At 70.3% G+C, this 19,587-nt stretch carries 17 protein-coding genes; 5 read left to right on the top strand and 12 right to left on the bottom strand.

Going from position 1 to position 19,587, the window contains the following annotated elements:
• Positions 1-235 precede the first annotated feature (235 nt).
• The 3 genes from ABZ453_RS36920 to ABZ453_RS36910 all read right to left on the bottom strand — a co-directional run bounded on the left by ABZ453_RS36920 (position 236) and on the right by ABZ453_RS36910 (position 3,835).
• The gene (locus ABZ453_RS36920) at positions 236-2,287 is read right to left on the bottom strand and encodes a hypothetical protein (protein ID WP_359022113.1); all 2,052 of its coding nucleotides are present in this window, start codon (positions 2,285-2,287) and stop codon (positions 236-238) included.
• A 377-nt stretch (positions 2,288-2,664) separates the two neighbouring features.
• Positions 2,665-3,024, bottom strand: a complete 360-nt coding sequence (locus tag ABZ453_RS36915) for a nuclear transport factor 2 family protein (RefSeq protein ID WP_359022111.1) — start codon at positions 3,022-3,024, stop codon at positions 2,665-2,667.
• Positions 3,025-3,049: 25 nt separating this feature from the next.
• The gene (locus ABZ453_RS36910; protein ID WP_359022109.1) at positions 3,050-3,835 is read right to left on the bottom strand and encodes an SDR family oxidoreductase; all 786 of its coding nucleotides are present in this window, start codon (positions 3,833-3,835) and stop codon (positions 3,050-3,052) included.
• Positions 3,836-3,935: 100 nt separating this feature from the next.
• Here ABZ453_RS36910 and ABZ453_RS36905 point away from each other — a divergent pair, with 100 nt between their 5' ends.
• Positions 3,936-4,454 carry a helix-turn-helix domain-containing protein gene (locus ABZ453_RS36905; protein ID WP_359022107.1) on the top strand — a complete coding sequence of 173 codons (519 nt, stop codon included), beginning with the start codon at positions 3,936-3,938 and terminating at the stop codon, positions 4,452-4,454.
• A gap of 732 nt (positions 4,455-5,186) precedes the next feature.
• Here the strand turns inward: ABZ453_RS36905 and ABZ453_RS36900 are convergent.
• The 6 genes from ABZ453_RS36900 to ABZ453_RS36875 all read right to left on the bottom strand — a co-directional run bounded on the left by ABZ453_RS36900 (position 5,187) and on the right by ABZ453_RS36875 (position 12,081).
• Positions 5,187-6,311 (bottom strand): caspase family protein, encoded by a 1,125-nt coding sequence (locus ABZ453_RS36900; protein WP_359022105.1) that lies wholly within the window; start codon positions 6,309-6,311, stop codon positions 5,187-5,189.
• The gene (locus ABZ453_RS36895; protein ID WP_359022115.1) at positions 6,308-6,892 is read right to left on the bottom strand and encodes a hypothetical protein; all 585 of its coding nucleotides are present in this window, start codon (positions 6,890-6,892) and stop codon (positions 6,308-6,310) included. Before ABZ453_RS36895 ends, ABZ453_RS36900 begins: the two co-directional genes overlap by 4 nt.
• A 1,681-nt stretch (positions 6,893-8,573) precedes the next feature.
• Positions 8,574-9,119 carry an SMI1/KNR4 family protein gene (locus tag ABZ453_RS36890; protein WP_359022103.1) on the bottom strand — a complete coding sequence of 182 codons (546 nt, stop codon included), beginning with the start codon at positions 9,117-9,119 and terminating at the stop codon, positions 8,574-8,576.
• 371 nt (positions 9,120-9,490) lie between these two features.
• On the bottom strand, positions 9,491-10,327 hold the full coding sequence (locus ABZ453_RS36885; RefSeq protein WP_359022101.1) for an amino acid ABC transporter ATP-binding protein: 837 nt from the start codon (positions 10,325-10,327) through the stop codon (positions 9,491-9,493).
• Position 10,328: 1 nt separating this feature from the next.
• Positions 10,329-11,174 carry an amino acid ABC transporter permease gene (locus tag ABZ453_RS36880; protein WP_359022099.1) on the bottom strand — a complete coding sequence of 282 codons (846 nt, stop codon included), beginning with the start codon at positions 11,172-11,174 and terminating at the stop codon, positions 10,329-10,331.
• Positions 11,175-11,205: 31 nt separating this feature from the next.
• On the bottom strand, positions 11,206-12,081 hold the full coding sequence (locus ABZ453_RS36875) for an ABC transporter substrate-binding protein (protein WP_359022097.1): 876 nt from the start codon (positions 12,079-12,081) through the stop codon (positions 11,206-11,208).
• A 183-nt stretch (positions 12,082-12,264) separates the two neighbouring features.
• Here ABZ453_RS36875 and ABZ453_RS36870 point away from each other — a divergent pair, with 183 nt between their 5' ends.
• Together ABZ453_RS36870 and ABZ453_RS36865 are read left to right on the top strand one after the other, a co-directional pair.
• Positions 12,265-13,881, top strand: a complete 1,617-nt coding sequence (locus ABZ453_RS36870) for a gamma-glutamyltransferase (RefSeq protein ID WP_359022095.1) — start codon at positions 12,265-12,267, stop codon at positions 13,879-13,881.
• A gap of 52 nt (positions 13,882-13,933) precedes the next feature.
• Complete coding sequence (locus ABZ453_RS36865) at positions 13,934-14,647, top strand: TetR/AcrR family transcriptional regulator C-terminal domain-containing protein (RefSeq protein ID WP_359022093.1); 714 nt, start codon at positions 13,934-13,936, stop codon at positions 14,645-14,647.
• 36 nt (positions 14,648-14,683) lie between these two features.
• Here the strand turns inward: ABZ453_RS36865 and ABZ453_RS36860 are convergent, their stop codons facing one another.
• Positions 14,684-15,064, bottom strand: coding sequence for a hypothetical protein (locus tag ABZ453_RS36860; protein ID WP_359022091.1), 381 nt, complete (start codon positions 15,062-15,064; stop codon positions 14,684-14,686).
• Between the two features lie 1,520 nt (positions 15,065-16,584).
• On the bottom strand, positions 16,585-17,652 hold the full coding sequence (locus ABZ453_RS36855; protein ID WP_359022089.1) for a hypothetical protein: 1,068 nt from the start codon (positions 17,650-17,652) through the stop codon (positions 16,585-16,587).
• 284 nt (positions 17,653-17,936) lie between these two features.
• Here ABZ453_RS36855 and ABZ453_RS36850 point away from each other — a divergent pair, with 284 nt between their 5' ends.
• Positions 17,937-18,545 carry a hypothetical protein gene (locus ABZ453_RS36850; protein WP_359022087.1) on the top strand — a complete coding sequence of 203 codons (609 nt, stop codon included), beginning with the start codon at positions 17,937-17,939 and terminating at the stop codon, positions 18,543-18,545.
• A gap of 132 nt (positions 18,546-18,677) precedes the next feature.
• On the opposite strand, the gene ABZ453_RS36845 is transcribed toward ABZ453_RS36850, so the two are convergent.
• Complete coding sequence (locus tag ABZ453_RS36845; RefSeq protein ID WP_359022085.1) at positions 18,678-18,920, bottom strand: hypothetical protein; 243 nt, start codon at positions 18,918-18,920, stop codon at positions 18,678-18,680.
• 91 nt (positions 18,921-19,011) lie between these two features.
• Here ABZ453_RS36845 and ABZ453_RS36840 point away from each other — a divergent pair, with 91 nt between their 5' ends.
• Entirely contained in the window at positions 19,012-19,503 is a 492-nt protein-coding gene (locus tag ABZ453_RS36840) for a LysR substrate-binding domain-containing protein (RefSeq protein WP_359022083.1), read from the top strand.
• Positions 19,504-19,587 lie beyond the last annotated feature (84 nt).

Below are 19,587 nucleotides of genomic sequence, written 5' to 3'. Positions count from 1 at the left end.
AGCCGGAAACACAGACTTGCGGGCAGGAACTGGACCACTCGGTTTACTTATGGGTGGATCACCCGGCTCGGTGTCTACCGTCTTACCGGAAACGTGCACAGGGCGACGGTGCATGCCAGTCGGTGAACGATGTCGGAAAGCTGTGTGCGGGAGAACTGCATGCACGGTTTGAAGCGGCGGGGACCGGAAACGGAGCGGAAGCCACCGCGCCAGTCCCCGACCCTACTGAACGAGTTCACCGTCTGGTGAGCGGGAGGCTGAGGATCCCGCGGTCGTGTCCGACGATCAGGTCCGGGCCCGCGGTGGCCAGACAGGTGAGCACCACATCCAGGGCGATGTGCCCCACCGCGCCGGTCTCCGGTTCCCATACCCGCAGCCGGTGACCGTGCCGGGTGCCGGTGACCAGGACCGTGCGGCCGCCGTGCAGGGTGGAGGCGGTGATGACCGGCAGGCCCCCGGTGCCTGTCGAGGCGGGGAGACCGTCGCCGACCGGGGCACCGGTGGCAAGGTCCCACAGCATGACCACGCCCTGGTTGTCTCCGGTGGCCAGCATGGTTCGGTCGGGTGTGGGCACAGCCGCCACGGCTGCCACCCGGTGGTCGGCATCGGCGAGGGCACGGGCGCTCAACTGCACGGCCGCGCCTGGTTCCCAGGGGTCTTCGACGGCTGGATCCCACACGTGAAGGCGGCCGGCGGTGTCCGCGGCCGCGATCAGTGTGTGGTCGGCGGAGATCGGGATGGCTGCGATCGATTGGATCGGACTGCCGTAGGGGTTGAGGCGCCCGACGCACTCACCGGTGTCCGGATCCCACAGGCGGACCGCGCCTTTGGGGGTGGCGGTGACGAGCAGGGTGCGGCCGTCGGGGACGGTCGCGGTACACATTCCGGTCACCCCGCCAGGCCAGTTGCCGGCCGGTTCGCGGACCGGCTGTCCGGTGGCGGGGTTCCACAGGGCGATCGTCCCGGTGTCGCCTCCGCTCGCCAGAAGGACGCGGCCGTCGGGCAGGGGCAGGGCCGTCAGGGAGCGGATACGGTCACGGTGTCCTGGCAGCGGGGCATGGACGAGCCGGGCGTCGGCCACGTCCCACAGGCACACCACGCCCCTGTCCCCGGCGCCGGCCATGAGCGTTGGCCGACCCGGGCGGGAGACCACGGCCAGCGCGTTGACACCCCCGGATGAACCGGGCGCCGAATCGGAGAACACCGGCAAGTCGGAGAACACCGTGATACGGCCCCAGGGGGTGCTGTCGGCCGCGAGCACCGCGTTCCCGTCCTGCCGGAACCGAGTCGCCGCTTCACCTGTTCGTCCGGGCGCCGTCGACTCCACCACGGCGGCCGACTCGTCGGAGTCCGCCCGCGCCTCCGTCGGGTGGTGCCGGGGGCTCGCACCGTCCGGGTTGTCCGCCAGGCCGTCGGCGATCGTCCACGTCTGTTCGCAGTCCCAGCAGCGGAAGTCTCCGGTGAGCGCCATCAGTTGGCGGGCCAACTCCCTTGCGTCCTGTTGCGGGGTGCCCCCGACGGCGACCATGCCGGCGACCAGACACAGGACGGCCTGTCCCGATGTTTCGGGGGGTACCCCTGCCACCGCGACGTCGCGTGCCGCCCGCAGGAAGGGCTCCCACTCCTCGCCCACTGCCTCCTCCCGCAGTGGGGCAGCGACCTCGCCCCAGGGATGTCCTCCCTGCCTGACATGGGCGGGATCAGGGCGTCCCGGAGCTTCGGCGGGCGGACGTGCCGGGTGCATGAAGAAGTCGGGGATCTCGGTATCGCTCCCGCACTCGGGGCATATCAGCAGGAGGTCACCTTCCCGGGGATCGGGGAACCGCCACAGCGCTTCGCCCATGTGGTGGCCGGCGAAGGCCACGCAGGCGAGCACGAGGTGGGCGCAGACCCGCGGGGTGGTATCGGCGGCAAGGAGGCTTCGGGTGGCCGCCCGCTCGGCCAGACGCAGTGCGGCGCCGAACCCCGTCTCGAGATCGGCCGGGACGGGGGGCCTGTCTTCCGCGGTCACGATGCATCCCAAGTCCACCCAGAAGTCCGCGGTCTGTCCAGGAGGCAGGGCCGCTGCCGCCTCGACGAGATGCGGCAGAGCCGCATAGGCCCCGTCGAAGACGGTCCCGTCGTCCATCAGGCCGTCGGCCAGGTTCGTCCAGGTCTGCCTCCATCCATCGCTGCTCCCGGTGGCAGCCGCGGAGGACAACTGCTCCAGGAGTGCTTTCACCTCTTCGACCTTCACACCGTCGAGGTCAAGCCAACGAGGGCTGTGCAAGGGCAGCTTGGGAATCATGGAACGAGTCTCGCAGGCAGCACTGACAATCAGGAGGCTGTCCCGGATCAGCTCGTCATCCGATCGGCGACCACTGCCACGGAACGGGGCACGATCCGCTCCAGGACCGGCAGAACTGGATCCCATTCGCCCGCAACCGTCACGACCTGCGCGGCGAGCCTGCGGGCGTGGGACGGCTCGGACAACTCCACGAGTGCGGCCAGGGCGCGGGCTCCTCACCCTGCACTGAGGATGGCTCCGGAGTTGCTCACCTTGGTTCCTCAGACGTGCAGACGCTGATCTGAGAGTAGATGCCGAACTGCAGGGCTTCCTCTTGGTCCAGCGGCTGGGGGTGGGATCTCTCTTGAGGGTGGGAGATGGGGGGTGGGGGAGCGGGCTCAGGGTTCGATGGCGAGGTGTTCGATGAGGTCGTCGCGCAGCGTGAACTGAGAGCGCAGATCGACGGTGCCGCCGGGGAAGTTGCCTTCGAGGTGGTGTGTGGCGATGTAGTGGGCCGGGTCGGTCTCCTGAGCGTTCGTGAGGTGGGTGGTGTAGGTGAATTCGGTGGCGGATCGGTCCAGCCACCGCTCGATCGCGGTGCTGCCCTGGTACGTGTTGCCGTCGTCGATCACTGTGGCGTCGTCGGTGAACGCCGTGGCCGCGGTGGCGGTGTCGTGGGCGCCGTGCGCTGTGAGGTAGCGGGTGATCACCTCGGGCAGGTCGTCCGGGGCGATGGTGCGGGGCTGGTTGTCGTGCATGACGCTCCTGCTGGTGGTGGCGTGTTCAGACGGTGGGGGTGGTGCCGCCGTCGATGACGTGTTCGGCGCCGGCGATGGCCGAGGCGCGGTCGGAGACGAGGAAGGCGACGAGTTCGGCGACCTCCTCGGGGCGGTTGGGGCGGCCGAGCGGGATGCCTCCGAGGGTGTCCATGAGCCGGCCCAGTGCTGCTTCCTGGGTGATGCCGGCGTCGTGGGCGATCCGGGCCACGAGGTTGTCGGCGGCCGAGGTCTGGACGAAGCCCGGCGAGACGGTGTTGACGCGGACGCCGTGTGGGGCGACCTCGTTGGCCAGCCCTTTGCTGTAGGTGGTCAGGGCGGCTTTGGCAGCGGTGTAGGCCAGGGTGCCGTTCCACAGCGGCATGCGGCGCTGGATCGAGGTGACGTGCACGATCGCGCCCTTGCCTGTGGCGATCATGTGTGGGAGGAGTGCGCGGTCCAGGCGGACGGCGGCCAGCAGGTTCGTGTTCAGCTCCCGGGCCCAGTCGTCCTCGCTGAGCGCGGCGAATCCGCCTGCCGGCGCTTCGGAGCCGCCGAGGGTGTTGACCAGGATGTCGACGCCTCCCAGGCGGGCGTCCACCTCGGAGGCGACGTGGGCGGCGCCCTGGACGGTGGACAGGTCGGCGGCGATGAACGTCTTCTCCTCGACGTCGGCGGGGCGGCTGCGGGCGGTGACCAGCACGACCGCGCCGGCCTCGGCGAGCCGCCGGGCGATCGCGGCTCCGGTGCCCTTGGTGCCGCCGGTGACCAGAGCACGTCGGCCTTCGAGGGATTCGCTGATGGATGCGGTCACCTTGTGCCTCCAGTTCCGGGCGCGGCTGTTCGGGGCACTGCTCCCGCTTCGACTGCTAAAATAGAAGCCACTTACTTCGACTTTAGCAGTAACTGGGGGGATGGTCGCCGTGGCAAGCCGGATCAGGCTGGAGGACCGTGAGTGCCCGCTGTCCACGACGGTGGAGCACGTCGGCGAGTGGTGGACACTGCTGATCCTCCACGACGCCTTCGACGGCTACACCCGCTTCGACCAGTTCCAGGAGAGCCTGGGCATCTCCTCCAGCATGCTCACCACGCGGCTGAAGACCCTCGTCGCGGACGGCCTGCTGGAGCGCCGGCCCTACCAGACCAGCCCCGTCCGGCACGAGTACGTACTCACCGAACTCGGGCGCTCCCTGCGTCCGGTGATCGTCGCCCTGGCCGCCTGGGGCAACTCCCGCCTCAAGCCGGCGGAGCGCAGCATGATCCTCGTCGACACGCACAGCGGCGAGGAGGTCGAGCCCGTCGTCGTCGACGCCAAGACCGGCCGCCGACTGGACGACAGCTCCGCCTACGTCTTCACCGCGGGCCCCGCGGCCAGCGACGCGATGCGCAGCCGCTACGCGGAACGGCTCGTCATTCCCACGCAAGAGGCGTGAGCTCGCCCGGAAGAGCCTCGTCAGCCCGTCGCCGGGGCGATACCTGCCGGCCTCCCCGTCGTTGAGAACTGGATCAAGCGAGGCGAGGAGCCACGCCGGCCGTTTCCAAGAATCCCCATCACCGCGGCCGTAGGTGGTGGAAGGCGGTCGCCTCGCGGGCGTTCACCGTGGGCGTTGGCAGCGCATCAGGTCATGACTGGCCTCATTCAAGCGGGGGATGCTCAGGCGTGGCGGTGGGGGTCCGGTCTGCCGTCGGGACGATGGCTGCGGCTGCGGCTGCGGCTGCGGCTGCGGGGGCTGGTGCGGTGGGTGCTCGGGTCGTCAGCCGTCTCTCTCGTAGCAGGCCTGTACACCTGCCGCTACTGATTGTGATGTCGTGTATCGGCCATTTCTGGTGCACCTTCTGTCTCAACGGCCGGGTGGCGGCGACACTCCGTGACGGCGGCGGGTGGTCCGTCGGCTGAAGGCCGTTTCGATTCGGGGGTGTTGGGCGTGGCGGGGCGTTCGGGGTAGTACTACCGGGCCGGGCATTGGGTGAACCGGTCTGCGGGTGGTTCGAAGGGCAAGGCGGGAAGGAAGTCCACGGCGGTGGTGGTGGGCGGTCTGCTGGTGGTGGGGGCGTGGATGGGGCTGTTTTCTCACGGCTCGGATGCTCAGGGCACAGCAAATCAGCCCTCTACGCCTGCGTCTTCGGCGTCGGCGGGCCGGTAGCGGCCGCTGGGTAAGACGGCTTTACGGTCGGCGTTTGCCGCGGCCCAGGCGTGCCCGCCACGTGCGGGGTGCGGGCGCGGCGTCCGCCGCTGGCGGGGCGGGGCGGGTTGCTGGTTCGGTGGCCCGCAGCCGTTGCCAGGCCGCTTTCCACGCTTCGGTCTGCTCGGGCGGCAGGCCGCAGGCGGTGAGGTAGATGCCGGTGGTCTTCCATGTCCTGGGCAGGGTGCTGCGGTTGAGCAGCGCGCTGATGCTGCCGTGGAGATGGGCGGATCGGCGCGCTGGCTGAGCGCGCCGAGGGTGTGGCCGCTGACGGCTCTCACCTCGGCCAGGGCCTGCAGGAAGGCGTGCGGGGTGTGGCGCTGTTCGGGATCGGGCCACACCGTGCCTGCCGGGTCGGCTGGTCCGTTCGCCGGTGCCGGCCGGTAGGCGTGATTGCGGGCGAGGATGAGTCGTCCGGCGGTGTTGCGGACGCGTTTTTGCGGCTGTGGCAGCCCGCGCGCCCAGTGTTGTGCGCAGCTGCCGGTAGACCAGGTCCAAGTCCAAATCCCGGGCAGGGCCGGGGATGCCGTCGCGCAGAAGGTGCAGCAGTTCCCCGGTGAACGCCGTGTGAGTTTCGCCCGGTGGCGCCAGCGCCAGACCGTTGTCGGGGGCTGCTGCCAGCAGATAACTGCCCTCGATCTCCGCCTGGTCGGCGAGCATTTCGTCGCTGCTCATCGAGCCCAGCGCCCGTCCGCTCAGACAGCAGTCGAGGATGATGACGTACCGCTGGGCCGAGGCGTCGGTGAGGATTTCCCGCAGTGCCTGGTAGGTCACGCCGGTGTGACTGCGCCCGGCAGTGGAGCGGGGCAGGCCGAAGAAGAGGTCGCCGCGACCATCGAGCAGTCCATGGCCGGCGAAGTAGATCAGCAGCGTGTCCTCGGCCACCTCGGCGGCCTGCTGCACTGCGTCCAGCATCGCCGGGGTGCTGTCGGGTTCGGCCACCACCGTGCAGTGTCCCTCAGGCAGGTCCCAGGAGCTGCTGCTGGTGAGCACGTGGGCCAGGGCGGGCAGGTTGTTCGCCACCGCCGGCAGCGGCTCGAGATGCACGTAGCTGCTGACCCCGATGAGGACGGCCCGCGAGAGTGCCGGGTCGGGTAGCGCGCTCACGACGCGGGCCGTGGGGTGTCATCGCCCTGTTCCAGGGCGGCCACCATCGCTCGTACCTCTTCCTCGCTGCCCTCGGCCAGGCTGATCTCCACCTCACCGCGCCGGATCACCACCCGCGGCGGCCGGGGCCGGGTCTGCCGCCATGTGAGGACCGACAGCACGAACGACGCCGCGCTCCAGCCGTTTCCCGTCACCAGCTCCAGCACGTCGAACAGGCTGCCCAGCGAACCCGGTGCGGGCGTCTGCCCGGCCTGCGATACCACCGCCGTGCGTGTCGCCGGCTCCTGGCGTAACCAGCCGTGCAGCGACCGGAGTTCGCTCTCCGGACGGCTGGATGTGGTCCGTATCTGAAACTGCACCGTCTTCCCTCTCCGCTCTGCGTGTGTGCCCGGGCACGGTCTCGCTGCATCCTGCCCAGCCGACAACACGCGGGCACCCCCGTTTACAGGCCGCGCCACATCCGGGTGATGTGGCCGCCGAGGCCGCGGGGTTGGTAGGGGGCGTAGTCGGGGTTGGAGGCGAGGCGGCGCAGCAGGGTGAATTGGTGGGGTGCGCGCTGGCCGTCGCGGAGGGGGGTCCATTCGTCGGCGACGGGCCACTGGGCGAGTTGGGCCTGGATGCCGGGGCGCCCTTGTAGAAGACGAAGTCGTCATCGGCGGCCACCCGGCCGTCGTCGGCGGTGAGGAAAAGGGTGAGATCGGCGTCCGCGCCGGCGAACCGGAACGCGATCTGCAGTCCTTGCCAGGCGTCCTCGGGCAGTGCCAGGGTCTGTCCGGCCACCAGCGCGACCGGTGCGGGCGCGGGGAGCGGCGGCGGCACCGGCGGCGCATGCGGGGGGAGCGGCGGTGCTGTGGCGGTGGTGAGTGCGGCCTGTTTCCAGTCGGCGAAGGGGATCAGCCGGTAAGGGTCGCCGGCCGGAGCCGGGCCGTTCGGCGGGGTGGTGGCGCCGAGGGTGCGGTCGAGGTCGGCGAGGGTGGCGGGACCGGAGTCGGGTTCGTCCTGGGCGTTGTCCAGCAACTCCTGCAGGCCGGGCACCCGGCTGGCATCCAGCGCTTTGATGCTGCTGGAGTGGTTTCCGGAGGCGGTGGTGGTGACGGCGCAGGCGACGTCCTGGCCGAGGTCCAAAAAGCGCAGCGCGTCCTCGGCTGTTCGCCAGACGGTGGCTTCGATCGCCTGGCGACTCCAGCGGCCGTAGGCGACGAAGCCCAGGCGCTGGGTGTCGGGCAGACGGGTGAGGACAGCGAGGTCGATGACGGTGATACCGGGGGCGGTGGCGAAGCCCTCTTTGAGGGTGGCAATGATGTTCGAGCCCATGGAGGTCAGCCACCACAGCAGCCGGTCTCGTTTGGTGAGGTTTTTCAGTGTGGGCCGGCCGCTGGGGGTCAGGCCGGGGGTCTGGGTGGGCAGGGTGTCGAGGTCTTGGTGCCGCATCAGCACGGACAGCACTGAGCCGTCCACGCCGACGGCGCAGCCGGCGGCCGGATTGTCGGAGAAGGCGGTGTTGACGGCCTCGCAGACGGTTCCTTCGTCATTGGCGAGCAGGGCCTGCCACCACTGTGCGGCCTCGCCGGCCATCCGTTCCCGGACGCTGTGCAGGCGCGCGGTCTCTGCCGCCAGATAGGCGGGGGCGTCCTGCTGGGCGCGCTGCTTGGCAGCGGCCCGCTCCGCCCTCGCCAGCAGGCCCACTCCCTGCAGGTGGAAGGCCTGTGCCTCGGCCAGCGCCCACGGCAGACCCAGCTGCGGCATGTCCGGGATCACGGGAGGATGTGCGGAGGGAAACGACTGCAGATGCACCTCGGTCATCTCACGCCGCAATGCACGCAGTTCAGCGATCGCGGCATCACGCTGCGCTTCCTGCTGCGCCCGTTCCGCCTGCCGGCGCGCCCGCTCCAGCTGCGCGGCCGACGGCGCCACCGTCCGTGAGCGCGAGCTGCGCCGGGTAGTGGTGCCTGCCCGGCTGCCGCGCAGGGAACTGGAGGCGTAGAAGGGGCCGAGCCCGGAGGAGACCCGCGCACCACCGCTGCCGACACTGATTCGTGCCGCGCGCGGCCCGATCGAGGTACGCACGCCGCGCGTCGAGACGCGCACACTCATCCCCGGAACCCCTACACGGAAACCGAACCCCACGAAGCCCACCCCTTCCCTCGAGGCAGACAGTGTTGTGGAACTTCACGTAATTCCCCAGCACCAGCGTCAACTTTCCCCACGCATAGGTTCGAGCCGGATGCCCTCGCCGCGCGTCGGGCTCTGTGCGGGTAGTGGTCAGTCCCACCAACCGTCGCCGGCGTGCCAGCGTTGAATCCATTCCAGGAAGCCGACGGCCTCCGGCATCGGATATGGGCAGGCGCCGACTTCGGAGACCATCCAGACCTTGCCTCGCTGGGGACCGGTCACGACCAGGACCCAGTAGGAGTGTCCGTCGTCGGTGCCGAGCACGATGGAGCCGTGGTTGTAGACGTCGGCCACGCGGTCGTGGCGGTCGTCGGCGAGGGGTTCGTCTTCCCAGGTCCAGGCCTCCTGGAGCGGGAACGGGGCGGCGGGATTGCGGTCTCTGTCGTACGGCCAGTCCGGTGGGAGCCATCCCAGAGGGAGGAGGCCGCCGTCTTCCGGCGGTCCGAGGGACGACCCGTTGGTGATCTCGGCGATCAGGCTCCGGTACGGCTCCAGAAGCACGACCCCGTGCTCGGATTCCCACGCCGAGACGCCATCGTTTCCCAGTGCCGGCTCGCGCCACTCCGTCTCAATTGCGGACCGCAGGAACTCCAGGGTGTCCTCGGTAAGGCGCTGATCAGGTGATGTGGTTGTCACGGCAGCATGCTTGCAGAAGGGACTGACATTGATGCTGATACTCAGGTTCCGGCGGCCGTGGCTCGGGGTCTGACTGACGCCCTGCTGGGCGGAGGAGAGTGCGGTGGGCACCCTGACTTGAAGTCACCGTGTCACCTTCATGCCTTTGTCGAGCCACACCGCGCAGGTGTCGGCCGGCGGCGGCACGCTATCAGCGAGCCAGCCCGCGAGGGGCGGCAAGGAGCACTGCGGGCCCGTGCCGACCGACACCCTGGACGCTACGGCTGCAGACCGAGCATCTGGGCTCAATTCAACAAGTCAGGAGCTTGGTCCAGAAGCCCCTTCTCGGGTCTCCGGGCAGCGACCGGGGGACCGGTGTCCGCCGCGCTTGCTCAGTCGCCCTCGTTGATACGGCGCAGGAAGGCGCGTGTGCGTTCGTGGGCGGGGTCGGTCATGAGCTTCTCAGGGGGGCCTTCCTCCAGGACGGCCCCCTGGTCGAACATGACCATTCGGTCCGCGGCCGAGCGGGCGAAGCCCATCTCGTGCGTGACGACGATCATCGTCATGCCGTCGTCGACGAGTTCCTTCATCACGGCGATGACCTCGCCGACCATCTCGGGGTCGAGGGCGCTCGTCGGTTCGTCGAAGAGCATCAACTCCGGCTTCATGGCGAGGGCGCGGGCGATGGCGACGCGCTGCTGCTGGCCGCCGGACAGGGCCGACGGCCGCGACGACGCCTTGTGTCCGAGGCCCACCCTCGCCAGGAGCTCCTGTGCCTGCTTCCTGGCCTCGGCTTTCGGCATGCCGAGGACCTTCGCCGGCGCCACGGCCACGTTGTCGAGCGCGGTGAGGTGGGGGAAGAGGTTGAAGCGCTGGAAGACGAAGCCGATGTTGCGGCGGCGTTCGGCCACCACTCTCGGCCGCTCCTCCACCGGCCGTTTCCCCACCGGCCTTTTCCCCGTCGGCCGATCGGAGCCGGACGGCCGCGGCCGGTAGCCGACAGGACGGCCGTGGATGAGGATCTCGCCCTCGTCGATGCGTTCGAGGTGGTTGAGACAGCGGAGGAACGTGGTCTTGCCGGACCCGGACGGCCCCACCATGACCACGACCTCGCGGGCCCGCACGTCCATGGAGATACCGTTCAGCACCCGGACGTCGCCGAAGCGCTTGATCACCCCGCGCGCCGACATCACCGCCGACGCGTCAGCCGGCCTCGTGATCGGTTCCATGTCAGTGGGCCCCCTTGCCTACGAGCGTGGAGTCCTCGCGGCCGGTGGTGCGGCCCAGGCCGCCACCGGTGAGCCGGCCGCGCAGCGAGGGTGCGGCGATCACCTGTCCGGGATCCGCGAGTCTGCGCTCGATGAACCGCTGGACGAACGACCACACCGTCGTCAGCGCCAGGTAGTAGCAGGCGACGACGAGGAAGATCTCGAAGGTCTTGAAAGTCGCCGAGTTGATCGACTGCGCGGTCAGGAACATCTCCTGCAGGCCGATGACCGACAGGAGGGAGGTCGACTTCATCATCAGGTTGAACTCGTTACCCAGCGGCGGAACGATGATCCGGATCGCCTGCGGCAGCAGCACGACCCGCATGGTCATCGCGGGGGTCATGCCCAGCGCCTGCGCCGCCTCCGCCTGCCCGGAATCGATGGCGTCGAGGGCCGCGCGGAAGATCTCGGCCATGTACGCGGCCTCGTTCACGGCGAGCGTCAGAGTGGCCGCCTGCACGACGCCGAGGAGCACGACCCCGCCGACATGGACGTCACCGAAGCGGTAGATGCCCGCAGCGGCGAGGCCGTTGTAGACGAGGACGAGCTGGACGAGCAGGGGCGTGCCGCGGATCAGCCAGACATAGGTCCGGCCGCCCCAGCGCAGCGGGGAGAAGCGGCTGCGCTGGGCCAGGGCGACGGCGAATCCGAGGAGCACACCGAGCAGTTGGGCGATGACCGATATGTAGACGGTGCGCCAGAGTCCGTCGAGGAACGCCCCGGAGGGCGAGAACAGGTAGTGCCAGAAGAACGGCCAGTCGAAGCCGGCCGGCTGCCCTGCGTCGGCGAGCACGGTTGCGTGGGTCACGTCGTCCTCTCTCTGCGCGCCTGCCGCGGAATCAGCCGGCGATGTCGTCGCCGGACAGGTTCCACTTCTTGAGGATCGCGTCGTACGCGCCGCTCTTGCTTACCGCTGCCAGCGCCCTGGTGAGCGCGTCGTGCAGGGACGCGTCGTCCTTGCGGGTCGCGGCTCCCACCTTGATGCGATTGAACGGTTCGCCGACGAGGCTGAAGGTGCCCGGCTGTTGCTTCAGCACATACGCGGCGGTCTCCAGCGTCGTGCCGTAGGCGTCCACCAGTCCGAGGCGCAGTTGCTGCAGGGCGTCGCTGTCCTTGGTGAACTGCCGGATGTCGATCTTCGGCTTCCCGGCCGCCGCGCACTTCTTGGACTGGTCGGTGAGGTACTGGACGACGGTCGTGCCCGTCTGCCCGGCCGCCTTCTTGCCGCACAGGTCGTCCGGGCCCTTGATGGCCTTGGCGTTCTTCTCGGCCACGACGAAGGTGTTGGAGGCGTACATGTACGGGACGAAGTCGACGACCTTCTCCCGTTCCGGCTTGATGTAGAGCTGGCTGATGATCGCGTCGCACTGCTTGGCCTGCAGCGCCGGGATGATCCCGTTGAAGCTGGTGTTGGCCCAGTTCGCCCGGACCCCGAGTTCGGCGGCCAGCGCGTTCCCGAGTTCGATCTCGGCTCCCACCGGCTTCTGTGCGACGTCGTAGTACGTCAGCGGCGGCGCGCTGATGTCCGAGCAGTAGGTGATCTGACCGCCCTTCACAAGCGCACCCGCGGGCACCTTGACCGACGCCGCCTTCGTGGCGGCGGCGTCGGTGCCGCCGGAAGTCCCGGCGCATCCGGTGAGGGCCATGGCAGCCGCGGCGGTGGCGCCGGCCAGCACGGACACCGATCGACGGGAGAAGGAGGGCGACCTGGCCATGTGCGAACCCCTTTGCGAGTTCTCGCTGTTGCGCGGCGATTTAGTCAGTGTCATAGTCGATAGCGTTGACTATGACAGGGAAGCTAGGCCCGTCGCTCTCGGACTGTCAAGAAGCCCCATGTAACGCGGCGGTTAAAGAGGCCGCACCGCCGGCGGCCGCCGACGCGCTCGGGAAAGGGAACGATGTCCGCACTCACCGAACGTCCGCTCGCCGCGAGGGGCGGGGAATGGGCCGTCGCGACGCCGCACACGGCGGCGAGCGACGTGGCCGCCGAGGTACTGCGCAGTGGCGGCAACGCGGTCGACGCGGCGCTCGCCGCCGCCGCCATGCTGACGGTGGTGTACCCCAACCAGTGCTCTGTCGGCGGCGATCTGCTGGCACTGGTGGGCACCCGGGACGGCGACATCCGCTTCGTCAACGCGAGCGGCCGGTCCCCTCGCGCGGTCGACGTGGCGTCGCTGACGGCGGCGTACGACCTGATGCCCGTGCTCGGCGCCCTGCCGGTGACCGTTCCCGGCGCGGTCGCCGGATGGGGCGTGCTCGCCGAGACCTGGGGCACCCGTCCGCTCGCCTCGGCGCTCGCGCCCGCCGAGGCCGCCGCCCGTGAGGGGGTGCCCGTCGCTTCCGGACTGGCCCACGATCTCGCCCGCGAGAGCAGCCGCTTGGCGCGCGATCCCGGCATGCGCGGCGTGTTCTTCGCCAACGGCGAGGTCCTCGCGGCTGGACAGACGTTGCGCCAGCCCCACCTCGCCCGCTCCCTGGCCCAGATCGGCGCGGAAGGCCCCGCCGCGATGTACGGCGGAGAGGTGGGCGCGAGCCTGGTGAAGCTGCTCGCGGCCGGCGGCTCCGCGATGACGGAGGAGGATTTCGCCGCGCACACCGTGGAGCTCTCGCAGGCGCTCGCCGCGGAGTACGACGGGGTCGAGTACCTGTCGGCCGGTGCGAACTCGCAGGGCCTCTACTTCCTCCAGGGCCTCAAGGCACTCGACGTGGCCCGCACCGTCCGCGGGCCGCTCGACCCGCTGGGCCGCGACGCCGGCGTGGTCGCCTCCGTACTCGCCTGGACCGCCGGCGACCGTGACCGCCACTGCGCCGACCCGGAGTGGAGCAGCGCCCCCGTCGAGCAGCTGCTGTCCGACGCGTACGCGCGGCACATCGCCGAACACGCCATGGCCGGCACGGCGATCGAGCTGCTCGCCCAGCGCAAGGCGACCGGTGACACCGTGGCGGTGGTGGTGGCCGACGCGGACGGCACCTGGGTCTCCCTGATCCAGAGCGTCTTCCACAGCTTCGGTGCCGCGGTGCTCGACCCCGGTACGGGGATCGTCCTGCACAACCGGGGCGCCTCGTTCTCCCTCGACCCCGCCTCGCCCAACCATCTGGCCGGCGGGAAGCGGCCGCTGCACACGCTCATGCCGGTTCTGGTCCGCGAAGGGGGCGAACTCGTCGGAGCGCACGGCGCCATGGGTGGACGCGCGCAACCCCAGGTGCACACCCACATGGCCCTGCACCTCGCCGCCGGTTCCTCTCCCGAATACGCCGTGTCGCTGCCACGCTGGGTCCTCGGAGCCATGGAGGCGGGGGTGACGACCGGCGCGGGCGTCGTCAGCACCGAGCGGGACGTCCCCACCGTCGGCGTCCACGCGATCGAGGGGGCGGGCTTCACCACCCGATCGCTCGGCGCGGACGACGACGGAGTGGGACACGGCCAGTTGGTGCGGCGTGTTGCCGGGGACGGCCGACCGCACCTGGCGGCGGCCACCGATCCGCGCGCGGACGGTTCGGCGGTGGCCGGCTGACATCATGGCCGGGTGCGCGATCATGGGAGCGATCGAGGTGGGGGAAGGAAGCATGACCGACAGCAGTGCCAGGACGACCAAGAGGGCGAGCCGGAGCCGGCTGCCGCGAGGCACCCTGAGCCAGGAGCTGATCGTCCAGGCGGCGTTCCGGGTCGCGGACTCCGCCGGTATGGAGAAGCTGACGTTCCAGGCCCTCGGCCGTGAGCTGTCCGCCCATCCGACGGCGATCTACCGGCACTTCCGCAACAAGGACGAACTGCTGCTGGCGCTCATCGACGCCCTGCACGAGGAGGCCCTGGCCAGCACCCCGCCGCCCACGGACGACTGGGCCCACGACCTGATGGAGATCGCGATCCACATCCATGAGGCGTTTCTCCGCCATCCCCGGGTGGGGGCCCTGGCCGCCGCGCGCACGGCCCGGCGGGAGAACGAGTTCCGGTCCGTGGAACGCAAACTGGACTGCATGCGCCGGGCCGGCCTCGACGACGCCGAAGCCGCCCGTTACTACCGGGTCTTCGCCGACCTGGTGCTGGCCTACAGCGCTATGGACGCGAGCCTGGCCGCGCTGTCCCCGGAACTCCGAGACGCCGATCTGCACGCCTGGAAGACCGACTACCTCACGCTGCCGCCCGACAAATACCCCAACATCGCGCGGGTCGCACCACGGTTCGTGGGACTGGACGACCCCCAGAACTTCGTGACGGCCGTCCAAGCGGTCATCGACATGGTCCGCGCGAAGTCGGAGCGCGAGTCCCGCCCCACCTGAGCCGCCGCGCGCCGGTTCCTTACGGCGCGGACATGGTCAGGACACTGCGGAGTGCTGGGGCACGGTGCCCGCGTCGGTCGGCGTGGAGCGGGTGGCGTACTGCGGTACGGGGGCGTCGTCGCGGCCGGTGTCGCGCACGAGTCCGTACCGTTCGCGGTCGGCGGAGTGCGGGTCCGGGGGACTGGCGATGTCGTCGGCCGTCTCCTGCCAGGAGGAGGGCAGGACGTCGAGGTTGTAGTCGGCCTGGCCCGCCGAGCGGGCGGCACGGGTGAAGCCGGCGCCGTAGGAGGAGGTGCCTTCCACGCCCATCGCCCTCACACGGCCGTGGGCGTTCAGGAAGGCCAGGGCCGCGGCGTGTCCGGCGGTGGTGGTGGCGAACCCGGCGTCCGCGAGGTGGCCGCCGTTGTCGCTGATCACCGCGGATGGTGTCGGCGTGGGAGTCGACCCCGCCGAACACGCCCTGGTCCGCGGTGTCCTCCGCAACTTCTGATGTCATGCTGATGTCCCGCTCTCGCTTCCGTGCGAGGTGGAGCAGGCCGCGAGGGTTGCCGGCGGCCGCCGCCTGCCTAGCCAGCGCTTCGGCTTTTGCATGGTCTGCTGCCTTCTCCCGCAGGCGGGACAGCGACACGAGGGCCTCGATGTCGCCTGCATCGGCCGCCTGCTGGAAGAGGACCTCGGCGCCGTCGTCATCCCCGGTCTGCTTCCTGAGCCGGGCCAGTGCCAGCAGGGCGTACGTCTGGGGGGACGCGGGGAGGGGCCAGCCGGCTGCTGCGGCACCCCTGAGGTTCGCGGTCCCTGGGTGCCGCAGGGGCAGGCCCGGTGACGAGCGGTGGCCTGATGGGGTGAGGGCGTGCCTGGCCAAAGCCTCGGCACCCTGCTTGGCGCCCGCTTTTTCCCGCTCCAGCATTAAAGCCACCAGGGCACGTGTATGGCCGGCCGTGGCCGCTTGCCGGGCGAACTGCCCGGCAGCCGTATGGTCTCCTGCTTCCTTGCGTAGCCGGGCCAGTTCGGCGAGCGCGGTGGGACTGCCAAGGTCGAGCAGGTGCCGGGCCAGGGTTTCGCCTGCCTGTCGGTCGCCTGCCTTCTCCCGCATCAGTGCCAACGCTGTGAGGGCGCGCAGCTTTCCGGCCGCTGCGGCGCGCCGGGCCAGGGCCTCGGCGTTGTCCTCGCGGCCGTTCTCGTGCCAGATTCTGACCAGGTGGACCAGCGCGTGTTCGCTGCCGGCCTTGACGGCCTGCCAGCCGGCTTCTTCGGCCCCCTGTAAGTTGCCGGCTTCGCGGCGGATGCGCATCAGCTGGATCAGCGCGTCGGTGTTGCCCGCCTCAGCGGCCTGCCGATAGAGGTCCTCGGCACCCTGACGGTTTCCCCGCTCTTCGCGCGCCCGGGCGAGGCGGAGCAGAGCCCGTCCGTCCCCGGCCCTGGCGGCCTGCCGTGCGAGTGCTTCGGCGCGTTGTGTGCTGCCGGCCTTGTCCCGGGCCCGGGCCAGCTGCGCCAGGGCTCGGGTGTCACCCGCACGTGCCGCCTGCAGGGCCACTTCTTCGGCCGCCGTGTGCTGCTCGGACCGCTCTTTGAAGGGGGAGAGGTAGACCAGGGCGTCGGCGTCGCCGGCCTCCGCCGCACGGCAGGTGAGGTGGTGAGCCCATTGCAGCCGGTGTCGCCTGTGGGCCGCTGCGGCCAGGGCCTTGAGGTCATCGACCCGGGTGAGATGCGCATGGCCGGCGTGCCAGAAACTCACGGGCGGACACAACTGCCGGCGGAGGGTGCGGCCGTGCTGTTCCAGATAGTCGGCCAGGCGGAAGACGGGTACAGCCGTGGAAGGCGAGGACACCGACGGTGCTTGGGGTCGGCGGCGTTCGGGGCGCGGGTGAAAGCGACGCAGCGGCGCCTGTTTTCCGTGGACGAGGCGGGCGAGTTCGGCGTAGGCGGCTTCTGCCCAGTCATGGGTGAGTTGGTCGTAGTCGACATCGGTGAGGTAGTCGGCGGGCCGCGTCGGTGAGAAACGGCTGGGGAAGGTGCAGCTCGATACCCAGGCGGCGGGCATCCATCGCGGCTTCGAGCAGAGCGCGGTCAGCTGCCGTGCCGTGCTCGTAGCGGTGCGGAAGCTGGGGCGCCCCCGCCAGATCCTGGGTGATCCGCCCGCTCGTGCCGGCCCGGGTGAGAGCGTCGGCCAGCAGGTGGTCGCCGCCGTGGGCCAGGGCTGCAGCGCGCTCCAGCGCAGCAGCATCGAAGAGGTCGGGCACCGCGATGGTGCGTCCGGCGAGCAACTCGCGCACCCTGCTGTAGGTGTCCGAGCTGCCAAAGGCCGGCAGGGCGGTGTACTGCTGGGCGCACTCGGGCCACAGCGTCGCCAGGATGAGCACCGGCCCGCGTGCGGGATCGGTGAGCAGGTGATGCAGGGCAGCAGCGATGCGCTCGCCCGCACGGTGACCATCGAGGTAGTGCTGCGCCTCGTTCAGCCACACCACGGTCCGCGGCTTCACCCGGCCCAAGTCTTCCAGCGCAGCCTCTGCCCGGGTCGGATCGAACGGATGCCACAGCCGCCAGCCGGTGCCCGCAAGCGGCCCCACCGCTTCCCAGCACGCCCTGGTCTTTCCCGTGGAGGAAGACCCGACCAGCACCACCATCCGGCTGTGCCCCTCCACGGCCTCCCGTACCGCAGCGGCCAGCACCCGGTCGTGGGCACGGTGCACATAGCCGGGCAGGATCCGATCATCGAGGGCACCCGCCTGCTGCCCGTTCGCGATGCTCCCGGCCGGATGAACCTCCAGGGCATGCGGCTCCCAGTCCTCGACCGGCCTGCCCAACACCAGCCCCTTCACCACGGCCGGGCCCATCCCGTCGGCCGCGGCCCGCCGCAACGCCAAAAGCTCGCGGGCCGGGATCCCCAACGCCCCTGCCAATGCTGCCACCGCCTTGGCCGACGGCAGCCGGCCATCGGGCCGAAGAGCCTCGGCGACGGTCGTGCGCCCCAGCCCCGACCTGTCGGCAAGCTGCGTCCTGGTCAACCGACTCAGCGTCAGACCGTCATGGAGCCTGCCGTGCAGCTCACGCCGGGCTGCAGCGCGCGGCATGTGTTCGTGCGACACCCCTTCACCCCCCGGGGAAGTCTGGCCTCCACCGCAGTTCATGCTCCTGCCGCCCCACCCGCAACCACCACCATCGGCGGACCTGCCCGCCCGTACGCCATGGAGCAGGCGGCGTTCACCGCATGGACTGACGCTCCGCGCGGGCCCCTTGATGGCTGGCACACTGCACCGGTGGACAGCGGGTTGGACGGGAGGGGGCCTGGGTGTCGGATGCGGTGATGACGGCGTGGATCGCCGCCGGTTCGGCGGTGGCCGGTGCCCTGGCGGGCGGCGCAGTCACCGGATGGTTCACGCTGGCGGCCGCCCGGAAGCAGGCGCAGAGCACCGTCGAGGCCGCGGCCCGGCAGGCGGATGCGGCCTGGGCGGCCGGCCAGCGTCAGGCGGACGCGGCCTGGGACGCCGGACGCCGGCAGGCGGAGGCGGCGTGGGAGGCCGGACGTCTGCAAGCCGACGCCCAACTCGACGTGGCCCGCCAGACGCTGACCGCCCAGCATCTTGCCGCGCAGCGTGAGGTGCGCCGGAGCGCCTACGCCGCCTTCCTCACCGCCGCCGACACCTGCCACCAGCGCCGCCTTGCGTGGCAGCAGGCCTTCGGCACCCCTGAGGCGGCCGGCTTGCGCGACCGCCACCGCGCAGCCCTGAGCGCCGTCACCGAGGCACTCACCCTGGTGCGGCTCGAAGGCCCCGAGCCGGTCAGCTCCGCTGCCGAGACCGTGGAACGCTCCCTCGACACGAACGCCACGGCGGGCCAGTACCCGGCTGCGCACGCCGACTTCCTCGACACAGCACGTACCGCCCTCGCCACCCCCTGACCACCTCCCGAACCGATCTGTTCGTCGGGGTGTCGGTCCAGGCCGTGGCGTCAGGAACGGCGACCGACACCGCCGACTTGCTCCTGGCTGTCGTGCGCCGGCCAAGCCCTCATCGAGAGGGCGGCCGCCTACCTAGCCCAGGGAGCAGCTCGACTTCGCAGCCGGGGACGACCCGCATCCTTCGGCCGGGATGGCGAGGATGAGCCGGTAGATCCCGAATGCCAGCGCCCCCAGGATCACCGCGGAGACGACGAGGTGCGCCGCGCGTGTCCATCGTGCCTGCCAGTGGTTGTGAGCCAGGAGGAGGAACAGGGCGGCGAGCAGCCAGACGAACAGACCGACGGCGCTGATGATGGCGATGCCCACTATGTGCATCAGGGGAGGATGCCCCTGGCAAGCATGATCACCCGCTCCGACTGCCCGGGTGGGCGGCTCGACGGCGAGTGACTGCCCGCCCTGGCTCGGCTTGCCCACGAACCAGGGCAAGGCCGACCTCGCCGTCGCAGCCCTCCCACCCCGGATTCCCGCCACCGTGCTCGCCCGGCAGATCACACAGACCCCGCTCGTCCTCGTCCAGGCCGGCCCAGCGTTGACCGACGAGGAGTTCACCGCCGCGGCGGAGCCTTTCGTCCTGCCACGGCAGGGACTCGTGCGCGCTGCCGCCGACCAGTGGGTCCGAGCCCTGGGTATCCGTCCGCACCTCGCTGCCGAGACCGACGGCCATGAAGCGCTGCTCACCCTGGTCGCTCTGGGCTACGGCACGGGCATCGTGCCCGATCTTGTCCTGCAACACAGCGGACTCCATACGAGACTTCGCCAGGTGACCGCCCTATCCGAACCAGATCCGCTCACCATCGGCGTCTGCATCCGACGGGCCGACGTACACCGCCCCCTGGTCGCCGCAGCCTGGGCGGCAACCCAGCCCGACCAGCGCACCCAGGCAGAAGAGACCGCCTGACTCAGCTGTGAACGGGAGTTCGAAAACACGCACCAACCTGCGCCGGGTGAGGCCGACTGCAGTCGGGCCCAGCGTGGGTTGGGG

Origin of the sequence: Streptomyces sp. NPDC005799, from assembly GCF_040630525.1 — a bacterium.
Taxonomy (GTDB): Bacteria; Actinomycetota; Actinomycetes; order Streptomycetales; family Streptomycetaceae; genus Streptomyces; species Streptomyces griseorubiginosus_B.
The sequence above is the reverse complement of the archived record's forward strand: the minus strand, read 5'-3'. Positions and strand labels throughout refer to the sequence as shown.